This is a genomic window from Burkholderia sp. LAS2 (genome assembly GCF_018417615.1).
GTDB classification, from domain to species: domain Bacteria; phylum Pseudomonadota; class Gammaproteobacteria; order Burkholderiales; family Burkholderiaceae; genus Burkholderia; species Burkholderia sola.
In genome coordinates, this window is the sequence record NZ_CP071052.1 from 2,692,302 (window position 1) to 2,710,979 (window position 18,678).

Sequence of the window (18,678 nt, forward strand, 5' to 3'; positions counted from 1 at the left end):
CGGCATCGGCCACCGGAACAACAATCAGGGAGGAGACGGCAGGCGCGCGAGTCCCATCGCGCAACCGGCCACGCGGCCTGCGGGCCGCCAGCAACGCTGCGCGCCGGCTTCGTCCGGCGCGCCCTTTTTCCGATGCACAGCCCGCCCCGCCACGGCCGGCGCTGCCCTACCGATAGACGATCACCGGAATTTTCGTATGGGTCAGCACGCGCTGCGTCTCGCTGCCGATCAGCAGGCTGCCGAGCCCGCGGCGTCCGTGGGACGCCATGAAGATCACGTCACACCCGCCGCGTTCGGCCGCCTCGATGATGCCGAGATACGGCGACGGATGCACGCTCGTCCACGTGTCGCACGCGACCCCGGCCGCCTTCGCGGCCGCTTCCACCTCGTCGAGATGCGCGCGCGCCTCGCGCTCGCTGCGCGCGCGGAAATCGGCGGGCGGCTCGATGATCACTTCGGAAAACGGCGAGTACGGGTATTGCGGCAGGCACGCATAGGCCGTGACCTGCGCGCCGACCGCGCGCGCCAGGTCGATCGCGCCGTCGATCGCCTTTTGCGACAGTTCGGAACCGTCGGTTGGAACGAGGATGTGCCGGAACATCGCGCCCTCCTTCGTCAATCGCACGCCGCGCGCCCCGGCTCCGGCCGAGCCGGCCGCGACACCGCGTGCATGCCTCTTACGATTGTAGTGGGTGAAACCGTGCAAGCCGCACCGCCAGCGGGTTCGCCCTCATATCGGAAACACGCGGGCGCGCGGCGCCTACTCGCCCCAATAGCCGGGCCGCTCGTACGTGTGCTTCAGGTAATCGAGAAACAGGCGCACGCGCAGCGGCAGATGTCGGCGCTGCGGAAACACCGCGTGAATGCCGATCGGCGGCGCGGCGAACGCATCGAGCACGCTGACGAGCCGGCCGGCCGCGACGTCCTCGCCGACTTCCCACCACGAGCGCCACGCGAGGCCGTGGCCGGCGAGGCACCATTCGTGCAGCACCGCGCCGTCCGAGCATTCCATCGTGCCGTTCACGCGGATCGACACGACCTTGTCGCCTTCCTGGAACGCCCAGCCGCGCTGCTGGTTCGCATTCGCCGCGAGCGCGAGGCAGTTGTGCCGCGCCAGTTCCGCGAGCGTGGCCGGCGTGCCGCGCCGTGCGAGATACGCGGGCGACGCGACGCACACGCGGCGGTTCTCGCCGAGCTTCAGCGACACGAGCGACGAATCGGGCAGCTCGCCGAGCCGCACCGCGCAATCGAACCCCTCGTTGACGAGGTCCACCATCCGGTCGGACAGGTCGAGCGTGACCGACACGTCCGGATGCGCGCCGCTGAATTCGGGCACGAGCGGCGCGACGTGCCGCCGGCCGAAGCCGGCCGGCGCGGAGAGCCGCAGATGGCCGCTCGCCTTGACACCGCCGGCGGACACGCTCGCTTCCGCGTTCTGCATCTCGTTGATGATGCGCTGGCAATCCTCGAGGAACGCCGACCCCTCGAACGTCAGCGTGAGCTTGCGCGTCGTGCGCACCAGCAGCTTCACGCCGAGCCGCTCCTCGAGTGCGTCGAGGCGGCGGCCGATGATCGCCGGCGCGACGCCTTCCGCGTGCGCGGCCGCCGACAGGCTGCCTTTGGCCGCGACCGCGGCGAACGTTTCGATCTGTTTGAACCGGTCCATGACTCCGTCGAGAGGACGGCCTCGCCGTCCTTCAAATAGCTTGAGCCGCACAAGATTAGGTATATGAAAGTAAAAGATCAAGTGATGTTTAGCGTCTTTTTTAGCAGCTTATATCACGAATAGAATCGACCCGACCTCTGAAACTGGAGCGCAAGGCTATGTCGGCCACAACGACACTCTCCTCCCCCGACGCCATCCTCTTCGACGCATTCGGCACGTTGTTCGACGTGCGTGCCGTGCTGGCCGCGGCTGAGCAGATGTTTCCCGGACACGGGGAACGGTTGTCGCAGCTGTGGCGGCGCAAGCAGATCGAATACTCGCAGCTGCGCACGCTCGCCGATCCGGCCGGCGCGCACTATCGCCCGTTTCGGGACATCACGCTCGACGCGCTGCGGTTCGCCGCGCGCAGGCTCGGGCTCGCGCTGAACAGTGCGGCCGAGAAACGCCTGATGGACGAATACGCGTGCCTGTCCACCTATCCCGACACGGTGCCCGCGCTGCGCCAGCTGCACGCGCTCGACCCGCGCCCGCCGCTCGCGATCCTGTCGAACGGCACCCCGCAGATGCTCGACATCGCGATCAAGAGCGCGGGCATGACCGGCCTGTTCGATCGCGTGCTGTCGGCCGACACCGTGCGCGCGTACAAGCCGAGCCCGGCCGCGTATGCGCTCGGCACCGCCGCGTTCGGCGCGAACCCGCGCGGCATCGTGTTCGTGTCGTCGAACGCGTGGGACGTCGCGGGCGCCACCTGGTTCGGCTACACGACGTTCTGGCTCAACCGCACGGGCGCGCCCGCCGAGGAACTCGGCGCGCCGCCCGACGGCACGGGCGCCGGCATGGCCGACCTGCTCGCGTTCCTCGCCACCCCCGCCCCGGCTCCGTCCGGCAGACCCGCAAACCGCACGCGCCCCGGCCCGGGTGCATGACGTTTCGCAGCGCTGCCGCCTTCCCCTTTCACCGAAACCGCAACTGACCGACCAAGGAGATGAAACTCATGAGCACCCCGATCACGCTGCCGCAAGGCATGACGATCACCGGCGAAATCAAGCCGGGTTACGAAGCGATCCTGACGCCCGACGCGCTGGCACTCGTCGCGTCGCTGCATCGCACGTTCGAATCGCGCCGCCAGACGCTGCTGCAGGCGCGCGTCGAGCGCACGAAACGCCTCGACGCGGGCGAGCGCCCCGATTTCCTCGCCGAGACGCAGGCGATCCGCGAAGGCGACTGGAAGGTCGCGCCGCTGCCGGCCGACCTGCAATGCCGCCGCGTCGAAATCACGGGCCCGGTCGAGCGCAAGATGATCATCAACGCGCTGAACTCGGGCGCCGATTCGTACATGACGGACTTCGAGGATTCGAACGCGCCGAGCTGGACGAACCAGATCGACGGCCAGATCAACCTGAAGGACGCGGTGCGCCGCACGATCTCGCTCGAGCAGAACGGCAAGTCGTACCGGCTGAACGACAAGGTCGCGACGCTGATCGTGCGTCCGCGCGGCTGGCACCTCGACGAGAAGCACGTGACGGTCGACGGCCAGCGCGTGTCCGGCGGCATCTTCGATTTCGCGCTGTTCCTGTTCCACAACGCGAAGGAACTGATCGCGCGCGGCTCGGGCCCGTACTTCTACCTGCCGAAGATGGAAAGCCATCTCGAGGCGCGCCTGTGGAACGACATCTTCGTCGCAGCCCAGGAAGCGATCGGCGTGCCGCGCGGCACGATCCGCGCGACGGTGCTGATCGAGACGATCCTCGCCGCGTTCGAGATGGACGAGATCCTGTACGAACTGCGCGAACACAGCTCGGGCCTGAACGCCGGCCGCTGGGACTACATCTTCTCGGCGATCAAGAAGTTCAAGAACGACCGCGACTTCTGCCTGGCCGAGCGTTCGAAGATCACGATGACAGTGCCGTTCATGCGCGCGTACGCGTTGCTGCTGCTGAAGACCTGCCACAAGCGCAACGCGCCGGCGATCGGCGGGATGAGCGCGCTGATCCCGATCAAGAACGATCCGGAAGCGAACGACAAGGCGATGGGCGGGGTGCGCTCGGACAAGCAGCGCGACGCGACCGACGGCTACGACGGCGGCTGGGTCGCGCATCCGGGCCTCGTGCCGATCGCGATGGAAGAATTCGTCAAGGTGCTCGGCGACCAGCCGAACCAGATCGCAAAGCAGCGCGACGACGTGCAGGTCGAAGGCAGGAACCTGCTCGACTTCCAGCCGGAAGCGCCGATCACCGAAGCCGGGCTGCGCAACAATATCAACGTCGGGATCCACTACCTCGGCGCATGGCTCGACGGCAACGGCTGCGTGCCGATCCACAACCTGATGGAAGACGCGGCGACGGCCGAGATCTCGCGCTCGCAGGTGTGGCAATGGATCCGCTCGCCGAAGGGCGTGCTCGACGACGGCCGCAAGGTCACGGCCGACCTCGTGCGCGAATTCGCGAAGCTCGAGCTCGACAACGTGAAGCGCTCGGTCGGCGGCAACACGCAGCCGTACGAACGCGCCGCGGCGATCTTCGAGCAGATGTCCACGTCGGAAGGCTTCACCGAATTCCTGACGCTGCCGCTGTACGAGGAAATTTGACGACGCCGTCGGCTGCGATCGCCGGACGGCCACGCCGTGTCGGCGGTCGCATGCGATGACGGGTCACCGGCAGGAAAAAAGCGCCCCGCGGGGCGCTTCCTCTTTTGCAGCGAATCCTGCCACCGCCCGCAGGCACGCTCAGGCGGCTTCCTGCTCGCGCCGGTGCTGAACCCAATCGCCGGACGCGATGCGCGGACGCCCGGCCGCCGCGTGCGCGGCGACCGGATAATACAGGCACGCGTACTGCCGGCCGCCGAGCTCGACCGTTACCTCGTCCGGCTTGAACAGCGAATCGACGCCCGGATAGACGCGCTCGATCTCGTCGAGCACCGGGACGAGCTGCGCGTCGACCTCGTAGACGTCGCCCCACACCAGCGACTTGCCGGCCGTACCGGCGATCATGCCCGGATACGTGCCGAAATCGACCAGTTCGCCCGGCAGCGCGACCGCGCCCAGCAGCGTCGGCGCGGCGATGCCGTGGCGGGCGGCCGCATGGCCGATGTCGTTGGCCTGTCCGGCTCTCAAGGTGCCATAGACGAATACGTGGCGCATCGTGGTTCTCCTCTTCGATTCGTGTGTTGCCGTGTTGGCGTGCGACCGGTGCGCGATGGGCGCGACGTGGCGCACGCATCGATAGACCGCGATATCGGCCCGATGGTTCGAACCGTCGGTGCGACCGGCTGCGGGCGACCGGCTGCGGGCGACCGGCTGCGGGCGACCGGCTGCGGGCGACCGGCTGCGGGCAGCCACCCCGGATTCGCCGACGCCCACACAAAGTTCATTTGAAGCCGGCATGATGGCCCGAAAAACCGCCGCATGCGCACGCGCGGCGCCTTCTAAAATAACGGCATCGCCGCCGCGCCGCCCGAACTTTCATGAATCCGCCCGCCCAAGCCGACGTATCGAACCCGTACGACGTCATCGACATCCCGCCGGAATTCGCGCCGACCGCCGACCATCCGATGCGCGTGCGCGCGCGGCAGGTCGATGCCGGCCGCCGCATTCCGCTGCACACGCATGCGTGGGCGCAGCTCGCGTATGCGTCGCGCGGCGTGCTGCGCGTGGCGACGACCGGCACGACCTGGATGGTGCCGCCGTCCCGCGCGATCTGGGTGCCGCCGCACGTGTCGCACGAAGTCGTGATCGTCGAAGAGGCCTACTTGCGCACGCTGTATATCGACGAGTCGATCGTGCCGGGCGGGCTCGATGCATGCCGCGTCGTCGAGGTGACGGGGCTGCTGCGCGAGCTGATCGTCGCACTCGACGCGCGCGACCTGAGCGCCGCGCGCGAGCGCCTGCTGTGCGGGCTCGTGCTCGACGAGCTGAGTCATGCCGAACCGTTGCCGCTCGCGGTGCCGATGCCGGACGAAAAACGGCTGCGCCTGCTGTGCGAATCGGTACTCGCGCAGCCCGCGCATGCGGAGTCGCTCGAACACTGGGCGAGCGAGGTCGGCGCGAGCACGCGCACGATCTCCCGGCTCTTCAAGCAGGAACTGGGCGTGAGCTTTTCGCAGTGGCGCCAGCAGGCGCTGCTCGCGCGGGCGATCCCGCTGCTGAACCAGGGGCGACCGCTGTCGCACATCGCGCGCGAACTCGGCTACCAGAGCCAGAGCGCGTTCTCGGCGATGTTCCGCCGCGCATTCGGCGAAAGCCCGCGCGCGTTCATGCTGCGCGGCTACGAGCATCGGGGCCCGGAAGGCGACGTCGCGGAAAACGAAACGCCGGACGACGACGGCGCGATCGACGCGGCCCGCTGATCGCTCGTTTCCGCGCGCCGGACCGTCAGACCGGCCGCACCATGTGGCGGATCGAGCCGAGTTGCGCGAGCCGCGGCCCGGTGACGCGGTAGCCCATGCGCAGATACAGATGCGCGGCAGGATTGTCGACGAACACGCGCAACTGCAGTTCGTGCAGCCCGCGCGCACGCGCCCAGCGATGCGACATCTCGAGCATGTAGGTACCGGCGCCCTGCCCGCGACGGCCGGCCGCGATCTGCACGTCGCGGATGTGCAGCGAATCGCCCTCCTCGGTCACACGCAGCACGCCGATGCGCTCGCCGTCGGCTTCGAGGATGAAGTTTTCGGATTCGCGCCAGCTCGCATAGAACAGGTCGCTGCGCCACACGAGCCCATGACGCTTGTAGTAGCCGCCCATGTTGCCGTGCGTCAACGCTTCGGCATACGGAAAATCGCCGGGCTCCGCGGGTCGGAGCTGATACAGGAGTCGCAGGTCGGTCGGATCGAGCATCGCGCAGGAGTCGGAAACGCATCCCGCCACGATAGCGCAGTCGCGTGCGGATGCAATCGCGAATTTCTCGTAGGGGCGCGGCGCGCGGTGTGGGGTGTCAGCGGAAGGCACAATGGACGATTCAAATGAAAAAGCCCGCACGAGGCGGGCTTCTTCATTTTCTGGCGGAGCGGACGGGACTCGCCTACATCCCGCAGGCCGCGGCTGCGCGTGCACGCGCAGCCCTTCGAGTCCCGTCGGAAGCCGCGCAGGCGGCTTCCTCCGCTCCGCAGTCACGCGCCCGCGAGCGAGCACAACGACCGAATGCACAAACAACAATGCCCGCACAAGGCGGGCATTGTTGTTCGTTTGGCGGAGCGGACGGGACTCGAACCCGCGACCCCCGGCGTGACAGGCCGGTATTCTAACCGACTGAACTACCGCTCCAGTCTTGCTGCTTGCCTGGCAGGCGTCGGTTACTTCCTGCCGGCGCGTCGTTTGTTCGAACGACGCCGAAATCTGGCGTCCCCTAGGGGATTCGAACCCCTGTACTCACCGTGAAAGGGTGATGTCCTAGGCCTCTAGACGAAGGGGACAACGTACTGCTTACATCCTTAACGAGAAAGCCCGTTCAAAAAAACGCTTTTTGAACGGGCTTCGTTCTGGCGGAGCGGACGGGGCTCGAACCCGCGACCCCCGGCGTGACAGGCCGGTATTCTAACCAACTGAACTACCGCTCCAGCTTTTCTGCACCACCGCCTGCAGGATCTCGTCACGTTCCTGCACGCGTTGCGACACTTCCATGAAACGCCGCTGAATCTGGCGTCCCCTAGGGGATTCGAACCCCTGTACTCACCGTGAAAGGGTGATGTCCTAGGCCTCTAGACGAAGGGGACAACGTACTGCTTACATCTTTAATACAAAAGCCCGCTCAAAAACGTCTTGAACGGGCTTCGTTCTGGCGGAGCGGACGGGACTCGAACCCGCGACCCCCGGCGTGACAGGCCGGTATTCTAACCGACTGAACTACCGCTCCAGCTTTCTTACCCAACCTGCAGGACGTCGGTTACGTTCCTGCAAGCCTTGCAACGCTTCTACGAAACGCCGCTGAATTTGGCGTCCCCTAGGGGATTCGAACCCCTGTACTCACCGTGAAAGGGTGATGTCCTAGGCCTCTAGACGAAGGGGACAAAATCTTTTCAGATTTGTCTGACTTTCGCGATTTACTTTACAGTCAACAGCGAAGGCCGAAATTCTAACTGCTTTGAATCATTTTGTGAAGCATTTATTACTACCGCTGCTTCGCAAATCAATCCAGCTTGTTCTGTTGGTGGAGGTAAGCGGGATCGAACCGCTGACCTCTTGCATGCCATGCAAGCGCTCTCCCAGCTGAGCTATACCCCCTTGCAGAACAGAAGTGAGATTATATGGACCGATTTCGAACTTGTAAATACCCTTTTTACGATTCGCGCGAAATTTTTTGCGAAGCCGCCGCGCGCTCATGCGCGGCGGCTTCGCGCTCGCCCATACGTCAGCCCAGCGCGGCCTCGATGCGCGACACCACGACGTCGCGACCGAACAGCACGAGCACCGCATCGATCGACGGCGTGTGCGTCGTGCCCGCCACCAGCAGACGCACCGGCATCGCAAGCTGCGGCATCTTCAGCTTGTGCGTGGCGAGCGTCGCCTTCAACGCCGCGGACACTGCCTCCTTCGTCCAGTCGGCCGCCTTCAGCGCGACGACGAGATCGGCCAGCGCCGGCCGCACCGCATCGGTCACGTGCTGCGCGAGCGCATCGGCGTCGGGCGCCGGCACACGGTAGAACATCGTCGCGCCTTCCGCGATCTCCTTGACCGTCGTCGCACGATCCTTCATCAGGCCGACCACCGCGTCGAGCGCGGGGCCCGTCGCGATCGCCGCGTCGTCGATGCCGAGCGCATCGAGGAACGGCTTCGCGAGCGCCGCGAGGCGCGCGTTGTCGGCTTCCTTGATGTAATGCGCGTTCAGCCAGCTCAGCTTGCTGTGGTCGTACTGCGCGGGCGACTTGCCGAGGTGCTCGAGATCGAACCATTCGACGAACTGTTCGCGCGAGAAGATCTCGGCGTCGCCGTGCGACCAGCCGAGGCGCGCGAGATAGTTGACGACGGCCTCCGGCAGGAAGCCTGCGTCGCGGTACGCCATCACGCTCATTGCGCCATGCCGCTTGCTCATCTTCTCGCCCTGCTCGTTCAGCACGGTCGGCAGGTGCGCATAGACGGGCGGCTCGCCGCCGAGTGCGTTCAGGATGTTGATCTGGCGCGGCGTGTTGTTCACGTGGTCGTCGCCGCGGATCACGTGCGTGATGCCCATGTCCATGTCGTCCACCACCACGCAGAAGTTGTAGATCGGCGTGCCGTCCGGGCGCGCGATCACGAGGTCGTCGAGTTCCTCGTTCGAGATCTCGACACGCCCCTTCACCGCGTCGTCCCACACGACCGTGCCCGTCAGCGGATTGCGGAAGCGCAGGACCGGCTTCACGCCGGCCGGCGGCTCCGGCAGCACCTTGCCGGGCTCCGGACGCCACGTGCCGTCGTAGCGCGGCTTCAGGCCGGCTTCGCGCTGGCGTTCGCGCAGCGCGTCGAGTTCCTCGGCCGACATGTAGCACGGATACGCGAGGCCCTTCTCGAGCATCTGCGCGAGCACTTCGCGATAGCGGTCCATCCGCTGCATCTGGTAGATCGGGCCTTCGTCGAAATCCAGCCCGAGCCATTGCATCCCTTCGAGGATCGCATCGACCGCTTCCTGCGACGAGCGCTCGACGTCGGTATCCTCGATGCGCAGCACGAACGTGCCTTTCATCTTGCGGGCGAACGCCCACGGATAGAGTGCGGAGCGGATGTTGCCGAGGTGGATGAAGCCGGTGGGACTCGGCGCGAAGCGGGTACGGACAGGACGGGTCATAAACGGTAACTCGAACGCCTGGGGCGCATGAATGATTCGACGCGGGACGACGGCAGCCCGGACAGCAACGGAGCCGGCGACGCCCGGAACGGGAAAGAAGCCGGAATTATACTCGCGCCGGACATCGCGCCAAGCGCGCCGCTTGCTTTATGATGTGCGCGCCGCGGCCGCCAGCCGGTGCGGCGCCGGCCGCGCGGAACCCGCTGCGCGGCCTCGGAAACCCTCGCCGCCGCGGGCCGTGTGACCCGCCGCCAAGCCGCCGGAGAACCATCGATGTCGTCCCCTCGCCTGTCGCGCCGCCACTTCACGATCGCGTGCGCGTCCGCCAGCCTCGCCGCCTGTACGTCCTTCGGCGACAAGTCCCGCCCCGGCACGGCCCTGCCGCAGGAGAAGCCCGTCAAGATCGGTATCGCGCTCGGCGGCGGCGCCGCGCGCGGCTTCTCGCACATCGGCGTGCTGAAGGCGCTCGAGGCGCGCGGCATTCCGATCGAGATCGTCGCCGGGACGAGCGCGGGCTCGGTGGTCGGCGCACTCTACGCGTCGGGCATGAACGCGCTGCAGATCAACAAGATCGCCCTCGACATGGACCAGGCGGCGATCAGCGACTGGGCGCTGCCGTTCCGCTCGCGCGGCCTGCTGCAAGGCGTCGCGCTGCAGAACTTCCTGAACAAGACGCTCAACAACCGGCCGATCGAGAAGATGGCGAAGCCGCTCGGCATCGTCGCGACGGACCTGCAAAGCGGCCAGCCGATCCTGTTCCAGCAAGGCAACGCGGGGCTCGCGGTGCGCGCGTCGTGCAGCGTGCCGTCGGTGTTCGAGCCGGTGAAGATCGGCACGCGCGAATATGTCGACGGCGGCCTCGTGAGCCCTGTGCCGGCGTCGTTTGCGCGCAAGATGGGCGCGAGCTTCGTGATCGCGGTCGACATCTCGGCCCGCCCCGACGGCGCAGCGACCAACAACCCGATCGAGATGCTGCTGCAGACCTTCACGATCATGGGCCAGACGATCAAGACCTACGAGCTCGACAAGTACGCGGACGTCGTGATTCGCCCGAACCTCGCGGCGATGGGCGGCAGCGACTTCAACCAGCGCAACGCGGCGATCCTCGCGGGCGAGGAAGCGGTCGCGCGCATCATGCCGGAACTGCAGCGCAAGCTCGCGGCGGCGCGCGGCGTGGCCGTGGCCGCGTAAGCCGCCCAAGCCACGATGAGCGGGAGGCCGCGGCACGCGCCGCCTGCCGCCCGTGGCCGACGCAACGACTTCCGCCCCGCCGTCGACGCCGCCCCAAAAGCAAAAAACCCTGCCGCCTTTCGGTGACAGGGTTTTTTATTTTATCGTCCGGCCCGCGCGACCGGCAAACGTCAGTTGCTGCCGTTCGCCGAATCGTCGCCGAGCGTCGCGCGCACGCGCTGACGCAGGTCTTCGGGCTTCATCGGGAATTCCGATTCGATCCGGCGCGCACCGGTGAAACGCTTTTCCCAGTAGCCGCTGTCGAGATCGTCGACGCGAACCGTGCTGCCCGTCGACGGCGAATGCACGAACTTGTTGTCGCCGATATAGATGCCGACGTGCGAGAACGTGCGGCGCATCGTGTTGAAGAACACGAGATCGCCCGGCTTCAGGTTGCTCATGCTCACCTTCTCGCCGACGCGGCTCATTTCTTCCGCGCGACGCGGCAGCGACATGCCGAGCGTGTCCTGGAACACGTAGCGCACGAAGCCGCTGCAGTCGAGGCCCGAATCCGGCGAGTTGCCACCCCAGCGATACCGCACGCCGATCATGTTCAGCGCGCCGACCACCACGTCGCCTGCCTTGCCCGCCATGCCGGCAAGGAACGACTTCGCGCCGCCGCTCGACGGCTGCGCGCTGGTCTGCTGGAGGGGGGAACCCGACCCGATCTGAGTCGAATTGCTGACATTCTGGTTAAAACTGCTGACTTCGTCGGCGAACGCGCCGGGTGCTGCTGCGAACAGGGCGCCGATGAACAGCCCGGCGATGGTGCGCGCGCATGCCTGGGTCAGGGATCGATGCTGCATTGGTCGATGGAATATGCTTAAAAATCAGCTGATTGGCGGAAAATTTCGGTCGATACTAGCCAGCGCGTAATCGTTTGTCAAAACAAATTAATAAATACAATCGAGATGGTCAGACCATTGGCCGCCTATCACGCTTTCCAGACCGCTTTCAACAGCTTTTGTGTGTAAGGATGTGACGGTCGGGTGAAGATGTCGGACACCTCCCCCGACTCGACGACGGCGCCGTCCTGCATCACCGCGACGCGGTGCGCCATCGCGCCGATCACCTCCAGGTCGTGGCTGATGAACACGTAGCCGAGGTTGTATTTCTGTTGCAAATTCGCGAGCAGCTTCAGCACCTGCTGCTGGATCGACACGTCGAGCGCCGACGTGGGCTCGTCGAGGATCAGGATGCGCGGCTCCAGCACCAGCGCGCGCGCGATCGCGATCCGCTGGCGCTGGCCGCCCGAGAATTCGTGCGGATAGCGGTGCAGCACCGTGCGGTCGAGGCCGACTTCGCGCAGCACCGCGAGCGACTTCGCGCGGCGCGCGTCGGGCGTCATGTCCGGGCGATGCAGCTCGAGCCCCTCGCCGACGATCCGCTCGATCGTGTGACGCGGCGAAAGCGAGCTGAATGGGTCCTGAAAGACCACCTGCATGTTCGAGCGCAGCGCGGTCTGTTCGCGGCCGCGATAGGTCGACAGCGCACGCCCCTGGAATTCGATCTCGCCGCCGGCCGTCTTCTGCAGCCCGAGCAGCGCCATCGCGAGCGTCGACTTCCCCGATCCCGATTCGCCGACGATGCCGAGCGTTTCGCCCTGCCGCACCGACACCGACACGTCGGCCACGGCCGTCACCGGCACCGTGCCGAACCAGCCGGCGAAGCCCGGCCGCTTGCGCGCGAACTGCACGCTCACGTGGCGCGCGTCGAGCACGACGGGCGCGATCGGCATCACCGGCGTGACCGCGCGTTGCGGCCGGCTGTTCAGCAGCCGCTGCGTATACGGATGCTCGGGCGACGCGAAGATCCGCTCGACGGGCCCGCTCTCGACGAGCCGGCCATGCTCCATCACCGCGACGCGCTGCGCGAAGTGCCGCACGAGATTCAGGTCGTGCGTGATCAGCAGGATCGCCATCCCGCGCTTTTCCGCCTCCTCGCGCTGCAGCTCGAGCAGCAGGTCGACGATCTGCGCGCGGATCGTCACGTCGAGCGCGGTGGTCGGCTCGTCGGCGAGCAGCAGGCGCGGCCGGCACGCGAGCGCCATCGCGATCATCGCGCGCTGCCGCTGGCCGCCCGACAACTGGTGCGGGTAGCTGTCGACGCGCTTCTCGGGCTCCGCGATGCCGGTGCGCGCGAGCAACGCGATCGCCCGCTTGCGCGCCTCGACGGCCGATACGCCGTCGTGCAGCACGATCGTCTCGCCGATCTGCACGCCGATCGTATACAGCGGATTGAGCGCCGTCATCGGCTCCTGGAAGATCATCGCGATGTCCGAGCCGCGCAGCCCGCGCATCTCGCGCTCGCTCTTGGCCGCCAGATCCTGCCCGGCAAAACGGATCGCGCCGGTGACATCGGCGTCGCGCAGCAACCGCAGGATCGACAGCGCGGTCACGCTCTTGCCGGACCCCGATTCGCCGACGAGCGCGACCCGCTCGCCGCGCCCGATCGCGAGCGTCACGTCGTCCACCGCGACCGTGTCGCCGAAGCGCACGTGCAGATGCTCGAGCGACAGCAGCGGTTCGTCCGCCTTCGATACGACTGCGTCGCTCATCGCTGCCCTCCCGCCGCGCGCACCGAATCGGCGATCCGCGTGTCGAGCGCGTTGCGCAGCGCATCGCCCATGAAGGTCAGCAGCAGCAGCGTCGCGACCAGCACGCCGAACGTCGACAGCGAGATCCACCACGCGTCGAGGTTGCCCTTGCCCTGCGCGAGCAGCTCGCCGAGGCTCGGCGTCGGCGGCGGCACGCCGAGCCCGAGGAAATCGAGGCTGGTGAGCGCGAGAATCGAGCCGCTCATCCGGAACGGCAGGAACGTGATCACCGGCGTGAGGCTGTTGGGCAGCACGTGGCGCCAGATGATCTGCCAGTTCGTGAGTCCCATCGCGCGGGCCGCGCGCACGTAGTCCTGCGTGCGGTTGCGCAGGAACTCGGCGCGCACGTAGTCGGCAAGCCCGATCCAGCCGAACAGCGACAGCAGCACGATCAGCAGCAGGAAGCTCGGCTCGAAGATCGACGCGAAGATGATCAGCAGGTACAGCTCGGGCAGCGAGCTCCAGATCTCGATCAGCCGCTGCCCGACGATGTCGATGCGGCCGCCGAAGAAGCCTTGCACCGCGCCCGCGGCGATCCCGAGCAGCGTGCCGATCACGGTCAGGATCAGCCCGAACTCGACCGAGATGCGGAACCCGTACACGAGCCGCGCGAGCAGGTCGCGGCCCTGCGCATCGGTGCCGAGCCAGTTCTCGCGCGACGGCGGCGCCGGGTTCGGCACGTTCGAGAAGTAGTTCAGCGTGTCGTAGTAATAGCGGTTCGGCGGATAGACGACGAAGTTGCCGGGCGCCTCGAGCCGCTTGCGCACATACGGATCGAGATAGTCGGCCGGCGTCGGGAAATCGCCGCCGAAGGTGGTCTCCGGGTACGCATGGAACATCGGGAAATAGGTCTGGCCGTCGTAGCGCACGACGAGCGGCTTGTCGTTCGACCACAGCGGCGCCGCGAGGCTCGCGGCAAACGCGACGACGAAGATCACGAAGCTCCAGTAGCCGAGGCGCTGCTGCCGGAAGCGCTGCCACACACGGCGGGCGGGCGACGGCGACACGCGCGCGCGCGCGGCGTCGATGCGGGGGGATGCGACGGCCCGGTTCATCGCGCGCCTCGCCCGCTGGCGCCGGGCATGCGAATGGCTCGTTTCATGTCAGCGCTCCAGGTTGTCGAATTGAATGCGCGGATCGACCCACACATAGCAAAGATCGGAAATCAGCTTGGTCGCGAGCCCGATCAGCGTGAACAGGTACAGCGTGCCGAGCACGACCGGGTAATCGCGCCGCACGACCGACTCGTACGACAGCAGCCCGAGGCCGTCGAGCGAGAACAGCGTCTCGATCAGCAGGCTGCCGGTGAAGAACGCGCCGATGAACGCGGCCGGGAAACCGACGATCAGCGGCAGCATCGCATTGCGGAACACGTGCTTCCACAGCACGCTGCGCTCGGAGAGCCCCTTCGCGCGCGCGGTCAGCACGTATTGCCGGCGGATCTGGTCGAGGAACGCATTCTTCGTGAGCATCGTGACGACCGCGAAGCTGCCGACGACCGACGCGGTGATCGGCAGCGCGATGTGCCACAGATAGTCGAGCACCTTGCCGACGAGCGACAGCTGCGCGAAGTTGTCCGACGTGAGGCCGCGCAGCGGAAAGAGCTGCCAGAACGAGCCGCCGCCGAACAGCACGAGCAGCAGCACGCCGAGCACGAAGCCCGGAATCGCATAGCCGACCAGCACGACGAGACTCGTCGCAACGTCGAACGGCGAACCGTTGCGCACGGCCTTCGCGATGCCGAGCGGCACCGAGATCAGGTACGTGAGGAAGAACGTCCACAGCCCGATGCTGATCGACACGGGCAGCTTCTGCACGACTAGCGACCACACGCTCTGGTGGCGAAAGTAGCTTTCGCCGAGATCGAAGCGCGCGAAGCGCTTGAGCATCAGCCAGTAGCGTTCGAGCGGCGGCTTGTCGAAACCGTACAGCGCCTTGAGCTGCGCGAGCTGCTGCGCGTCGACGCCGGTGTGCGCGCGCATCCCGAACGGCGTCGCGCCCTGCTCGGTCGCGCCCTTGCGCAACTCCTGCACGGCCTGCTCGACCGGGCCGCCCGGCACGAACTGGATCACCGCGAACGTGAGCGTCAGCACGCCGACGAGCGTCGGGATCATCAACAGCAGGCGTTTGAGGATGTAGCTCCACATAGGGCGTCGACTCGTGATCGGTGGCGGGTTGGATGAAGGGCCGGCGCGGCTCAGTGATCGGGCTTCGCCCACCAGGTCGACACGACCCAGCCCTCGGCCGAATAGTACAGCGGCAGCGTCTGCGGATAGGCGAGCGTGTGCCGGTACGCGACGCGGTGCGTCGTGCTGTACCACTGCGGCACCGCGTAGTAGCCGTGCATCAGCACGCGGTCGAGCGCGTGCGTCGCGTCGAGCAATTCCTCGCGCGTCTGCGCGGTGCCGAGCGCGTGCAGCAACGCGTCGACGGCCGGCGATTTCAATCCGATGAAGTTGTCGGAGCCCGGCTCGTCGGCGAACTTGCTCGCGTACCGCGAGTATTGCTCGGCGCCGGGCACCTGCACGCCCGGCAGGCGGATCGTCGTCATGTCGTAGTCGAACGCATCGAGGCGCTTTTGCAGCAGCGCGTAATCGGCCGTGCGAAACCGCACGGCGATGCCGAGCTTCGCGAGGTTGCGCTGGTACGCGGTCACGACGCCTTCCATCGCGCCACCCGCATCGTCGAGGATCTCGAAAGCGAACGGCTCGCCCTTCGCATTGCGCAGCGCGCCGTCGCGATAGGTCCAGCCGGCCTGTGCGAGCAGCGCGCGCGCCTTCAACAGGTTCGCGCGCAGCGAGCCCGGCGGATTCGTGTTCGGCTGCGTGACCATCGGGCCGAACACGGCCGGATCGAGCTGCGCACGCAGCGGCTCCAGCAGCTTCAGCTCGCCCTCGCCCGGCGTACCGGTCGCCTGCAGGTCGGTGTCGGCGAAATAACTGTTCAGGCGCGTGTACGCGCTGTAGAACAGCTGGCGGTTCAGCCATTCGAAGTCGAACGCGAGGTCGAGCGCCTGACGCACGCGCACGTCGCGGAACAACGGCCGGCGCAGGTTCATGAAGAAGCCCTGCATGCCGGCGCCGTTATGCTGGCGGAATTCGCGCTTGACGAGCTCGCCGCTGTCGAAACGCTTGCCGACGTCGCGTCGCGCCCAGTTGCGCGCGACGTACTCGACGAGCACGTCGTATTCGCCGGCCTTGAACGCCTCGAGCCGCGCGACGCCGTCGCCGTACAGCTTGTAGACGATCCGCTCGAAGTTGTGGGTGCCGACTCGCACCGGCAGGTCGGCGCCCCAGTACGCGGGGCTGCGCCGGTAGGTGATCGTGCGGCCGTTGTCGTAATGGTCGATCACGTACGGGCCGCTGCCGATCGGCTGCTCGAACGCGAGCTGGTCGAACGGGATGCGCGAGCCGTCCGCGCGCAATCCCCACTTGCGCGAGAACACCGGCACGCCGCCGGCGATCAGCGGCAACTCGCGGTTCGCGCTGTGGAATTCGAAGCGCACGGTCGCCGGATCGACGACCACGGCCTTCGTGATTTCGGCGAAGTACGCGCCGAACTGCGGTGCGGCCTGCTTGCTCTTCAGCGTGTCGAACGAAAACTTGACGTCGTCCGCCGTGACGCGATCGCCGTTCGAGAAGCGCGCGCGCGGATTCAGGTGGAACGTGACCGAGCGGCGGTCCGGCGCGACGTCGATGTCGTCGGCGAGCAATCCGTACGCGGACGCCGGCTCGTCCAGGCTGCCGGTCGCGAGGCTCTCGAACAGCATGTCGATGCCCGGCGCGGTGTTGCCGCGCATCGTGAACGGATTGAACTTGTCGAACGACGTCAGCCGGCTCGGGTTCGCGAGCACGAGCGTGCCGCCCTTCGGCGCGTCGGGGTTCACGTAGTCGAAATGCTTGAAGCCCGGCGGATACTTCGGCTCGCCGTACTGCGCAATCGCGTAGGCCGCGTGCGCGGCGGGCGCGCCAGCGCCGCGTGCAGCGCCAGCACCGCGGCCACGCGGCCGGCGGCCCGCAGCGCACCGAGGCAGGCGCGCGCGGCGGCGGCCCGGGGCGAACCCTTCGTCATAGAGGCCCTGTCGTCGAATGAGGGTAGTAACGTGGAGCGATTCTACCCATTCAATCCGTCGAGCCAAAAGAAAACCGCCACGCGGGCGGTTTCCTCACGAGCCATTGTCGCGCGCGCGGCATGCATGCGCGACCGGTCGATCAGCGCCAGCCGTTGTGGCGGCCGTGATCCCAGTGACCGCGATCGCCGCCCCAGCCGCGACCATGGTGGCGATACCATTCGTCGCGGCCCCAGTAGCGGCGGCCGTCCCAGTAGCGGTCGCCGTGCCAGCCGATCACGATCGCCGGCGCCGGCCCGTACACGGGCGCCGGTGCGTAGACGGGCGCCGGCTGGTAGACGACCGGCGGAGGCGGCGGCGCATACACGGGCGCGGGCGCGACGTAGACCGGTGCCGGCACGCCGACGTTGATCCCGACATTGACTCCCGCCATTGCTGCGCCCGACACGAGCAAGGCCGTCATACCGGTCACGAGCGAGGCAACACGCAAAGTCTTCATGGATTCCTCTTCTGGTTGTGTCATGTGTGATTCGACTATAGCGGCAAGCGCCCGCCCCGCATATTTCAAGTTTGTAAGAACTGATGCGCCGCATCGCAACGGGAAGCCCGCGCTAACGTCTTGTAACAATCGGCGCCCGGCGCCCCCCCTTTCCGGAAACGTCCTTCAACCTGCGCCGCGGCCCGCGTCAAGCGGCGCCGCGCCCGCGTCGAACCGGAAGCCGAATCGCGCCACCGTTTCGATCCGCGCGGAAAACGCATGCGCGGCCAGCTTGCGCCGCAACCGTACGACCAGCGCATTGACCGTTTCGGGTTCGATGTCCGCATCGCCCCACGCATAACGCAGCACGGCGTCGCGCCCAACCGGCCGCCCCGCTTCGCGCAGCAGGCATTCGACCACGCGAAATTCCCGGGCGCTGAGCGCGAGCCGCCGGCCCCGCTCGTCGAGCGCGCGCGTCGCCGTGTCGAGCCGGATCGATTCCCGCATCGCGATGACGCCCGTGCGGCGCCACAGTGCGCGCAGCCGCTCGTGCAATTCGACGAACGAGCACGGATGGGCCAGGCACACGTCGCAGCCCGCGTTCAGCATCCGTGCACGCTCGGCGGACGTGGTGCCGGCGACGATCGCGGCAATCGTCGCGCTGCCGGCCGACGCGGCGAGCGGCGGGAATCCGTCGAGAAGCGTCGGCACGGAAGCGCCATCGGTCGCGAGGATCACGATCGCGTCGAACCGGTCCTGCGTCGCCGCGAAACAGCCGTCGCGCCATTCGTCGACGCGTTCGACGCCGTGCATGCTTTCCCGAAACGCCTTGTCGAGCCGCGACGCATCAGGCGTCGGCGGCGCAATCAGCAGGATGCGCATCGA

General features: G+C 67.0%; 15 protein-coding genes, 7 tRNA genes and 1 pseudogene. 4 read left to right on the forward strand and 19 right to left on the reverse strand.

The window, feature by feature from the left end:
- Nucleotides 1–166 precede the first annotated feature (166 nt).
- Nucleotides 167–601, reverse strand: a complete 435-nt coding sequence (locus JYG37_RS12410) for a universal stress protein (protein ID WP_050012929.1) — start codon at nt 599–601, stop codon at nt 167–169.
- Nucleotides 602–760: 159 nt separating this feature from the next.
- The gene (locus tag JYG37_RS12415; protein WP_050012930.1) at nt 761–1,666 is read right to left on the reverse strand and encodes a LysR family transcriptional regulator; all 906 of its coding nucleotides are present in this window, start codon (nt 1,664–1,666) and stop codon (nt 761–763) included.
- A 158-nt stretch (nt 1,667–1,824) separates the two neighbouring features.
- Here JYG37_RS12415 and JYG37_RS12420 point away from each other — a divergent pair, with 158 nt between their 5' ends.
- A complete protein-coding gene (locus JYG37_RS12420) occupies nt 1,825–2,592 on the forward strand; it encodes a haloacid dehalogenase type II (protein WP_050012931.1) in 768 nt (255 codons plus the stop codon).
- A gap of 68 nt (nt 2,593–2,660) precedes the next feature.
- Entirely contained in the window at nt 2,661–4,253 is a 1,593-nt protein-coding gene (gene aceB / locus JYG37_RS12425; RefSeq protein ID WP_050012932.1) for a malate synthase A, read from the forward strand.
- Between the two features lie 138 nt (nt 4,254–4,391).
- Here the strand turns inward: aceB and JYG37_RS12430 are convergent, their stop codons facing one another.
- Nucleotides 4,392–4,805, reverse strand: coding sequence for a gamma-glutamylcyclotransferase family protein (locus JYG37_RS12430; protein ID WP_089488664.1), 414 nt, complete (start codon nt 4,803–4,805; stop codon nt 4,392–4,394).
- Between the two features lie 323 nt (nt 4,806–5,128).
- Between JYG37_RS12430 and JYG37_RS12435 the strand changes: the two genes are divergently transcribed.
- Complete coding sequence (locus tag JYG37_RS12435; protein ID WP_050012934.1) at nt 5,129–6,010, forward strand: AraC family transcriptional regulator; 882 nt, start codon at nt 5,129–5,131, stop codon at nt 6,008–6,010.
- A gap of 25 nt (nt 6,011–6,035) precedes the next feature.
- Here the strand turns inward: JYG37_RS12435 and JYG37_RS12440 are convergent, their stop codons facing one another.
- The 9 genes from JYG37_RS12440 to gltX all read right to left on the reverse strand — a co-directional run bounded on the left by JYG37_RS12440 (nt 6,036) and on the right by gltX (nt 9,420).
- Nucleotides 6,036–6,500, reverse strand: a complete 465-nt coding sequence (locus JYG37_RS12440; protein WP_213345444.1) for a GNAT family N-acetyltransferase — start codon at nt 6,498–6,500, stop codon at nt 6,036–6,038.
- Between the two features lie 349 nt (nt 6,501–6,849).
- Nucleotides 6,850–6,926 (reverse strand) — tRNA-Asp (locus JYG37_RS12445).
- A 73-nt stretch (nt 6,927–6,999) separates the two neighbouring features.
- Nucleotides 7,000–7,075 (reverse strand) — tRNA-Glu (locus JYG37_RS12450).
- A gap of 67 nt (nt 7,076–7,142) precedes the next feature.
- Nucleotides 7,143–7,219, reverse strand: a tRNA-Asp gene (locus JYG37_RS12455).
- 80 nt (nt 7,220–7,299) lie between these two features.
- A tRNA-Glu gene (locus tag JYG37_RS12460) sits at nt 7,300–7,375 on the reverse strand.
- Nucleotides 7,376–7,438: 63 nt separating this feature from the next.
- A tRNA-Asp gene (locus JYG37_RS12465) sits at nt 7,439–7,515 on the reverse strand.
- Between the two features lie 78 nt (nt 7,516–7,593).
- A tRNA-Glu gene (locus JYG37_RS12470) sits at nt 7,594–7,669 on the reverse strand.
- Between the two features lie 138 nt (nt 7,670–7,807).
- A tRNA-Ala gene (locus tag JYG37_RS12475) sits at nt 7,808–7,883 on the reverse strand.
- Nucleotides 7,884–8,010: 127 nt separating this feature from the next.
- A complete protein-coding gene (gene gltX, locus JYG37_RS12480) occupies nt 8,011–9,420 on the reverse strand; it encodes a glutamate--tRNA ligase (RefSeq protein ID WP_050012936.1) in 1,410 nt (469 codons plus the stop codon).
- 273 nt (nt 9,421–9,693) lie between these two features.
- Between gltX and JYG37_RS12485 the strand changes: the two genes are divergently transcribed.
- Nucleotides 9,694–10,611, forward strand: coding sequence for a patatin-like phospholipase family protein (locus tag JYG37_RS12485; RefSeq protein WP_050012937.1), 918 nt, complete (start codon nt 9,694–9,696; stop codon nt 10,609–10,611).
- A gap of 170 nt (nt 10,612–10,781) precedes the next feature.
- Here the strand turns inward: JYG37_RS12485 and JYG37_RS12490 are convergent, their stop codons facing one another.
- From JYG37_RS12490 to JYG37_RS12520, 7 genes and pseudogenes are all read right to left on the reverse strand, one after another.
- The gene (locus tag JYG37_RS12490) at nt 10,782–11,456 is read right to left on the reverse strand and encodes a C40 family peptidase (RefSeq protein ID WP_050012938.1); all 675 of its coding nucleotides are present in this window, start codon (nt 11,454–11,456) and stop codon (nt 10,782–10,784) included.
- 128 nt (nt 11,457–11,584) lie between these two features.
- A complete protein-coding gene (locus JYG37_RS12495; protein ID WP_124631406.1) occupies nt 11,585–13,207 on the reverse strand; it encodes an ABC transporter ATP-binding protein in 1,623 nt (540 codons plus the stop codon).
- Nucleotides 13,204–14,301 (reverse strand): ABC transporter permease, encoded by a 1,098-nt coding sequence (locus JYG37_RS12500; RefSeq protein WP_050012940.1) that lies wholly within the window; start codon nt 14,299–14,301, stop codon nt 13,204–13,206. Before JYG37_RS12500 ends, JYG37_RS12495 begins: the two co-directional genes overlap by 4 nt.
- 48 nt (nt 14,302–14,349) lie before the next feature.
- Nucleotides 14,350–15,393, reverse strand: a complete 1,044-nt coding sequence (locus JYG37_RS12505; RefSeq protein ID WP_069617701.1) for a microcin C ABC transporter permease YejB — start codon at nt 15,391–15,393, stop codon at nt 14,350–14,352.
- Between the two features lie 50 nt (nt 15,394–15,443).
- Nucleotides 15,444–17,317, reverse strand: a pseudogene (locus tag JYG37_RS12510) (extracellular solute-binding protein).
- A gap of 140 nt (nt 17,318–17,457) precedes the next feature.
- Nucleotides 17,458–17,814: a hypothetical protein gene (locus JYG37_RS12515; protein WP_050012943.1), complete on the reverse strand. Its 357-nt coding sequence runs from the start codon at nt 17,812–17,814 to the stop codon at nt 17,458–17,460.
- Between the two features lie 165 nt (nt 17,815–17,979).
- On the reverse strand, nt 17,980–18,675 hold the full coding sequence (locus tag JYG37_RS12520; protein WP_124556744.1) for a response regulator transcription factor: 696 nt from the start codon (nt 18,673–18,675) through the stop codon (nt 17,980–17,982).
- Between the last annotated feature and the right edge of the window lie 3 nt (nt 18,676–18,678).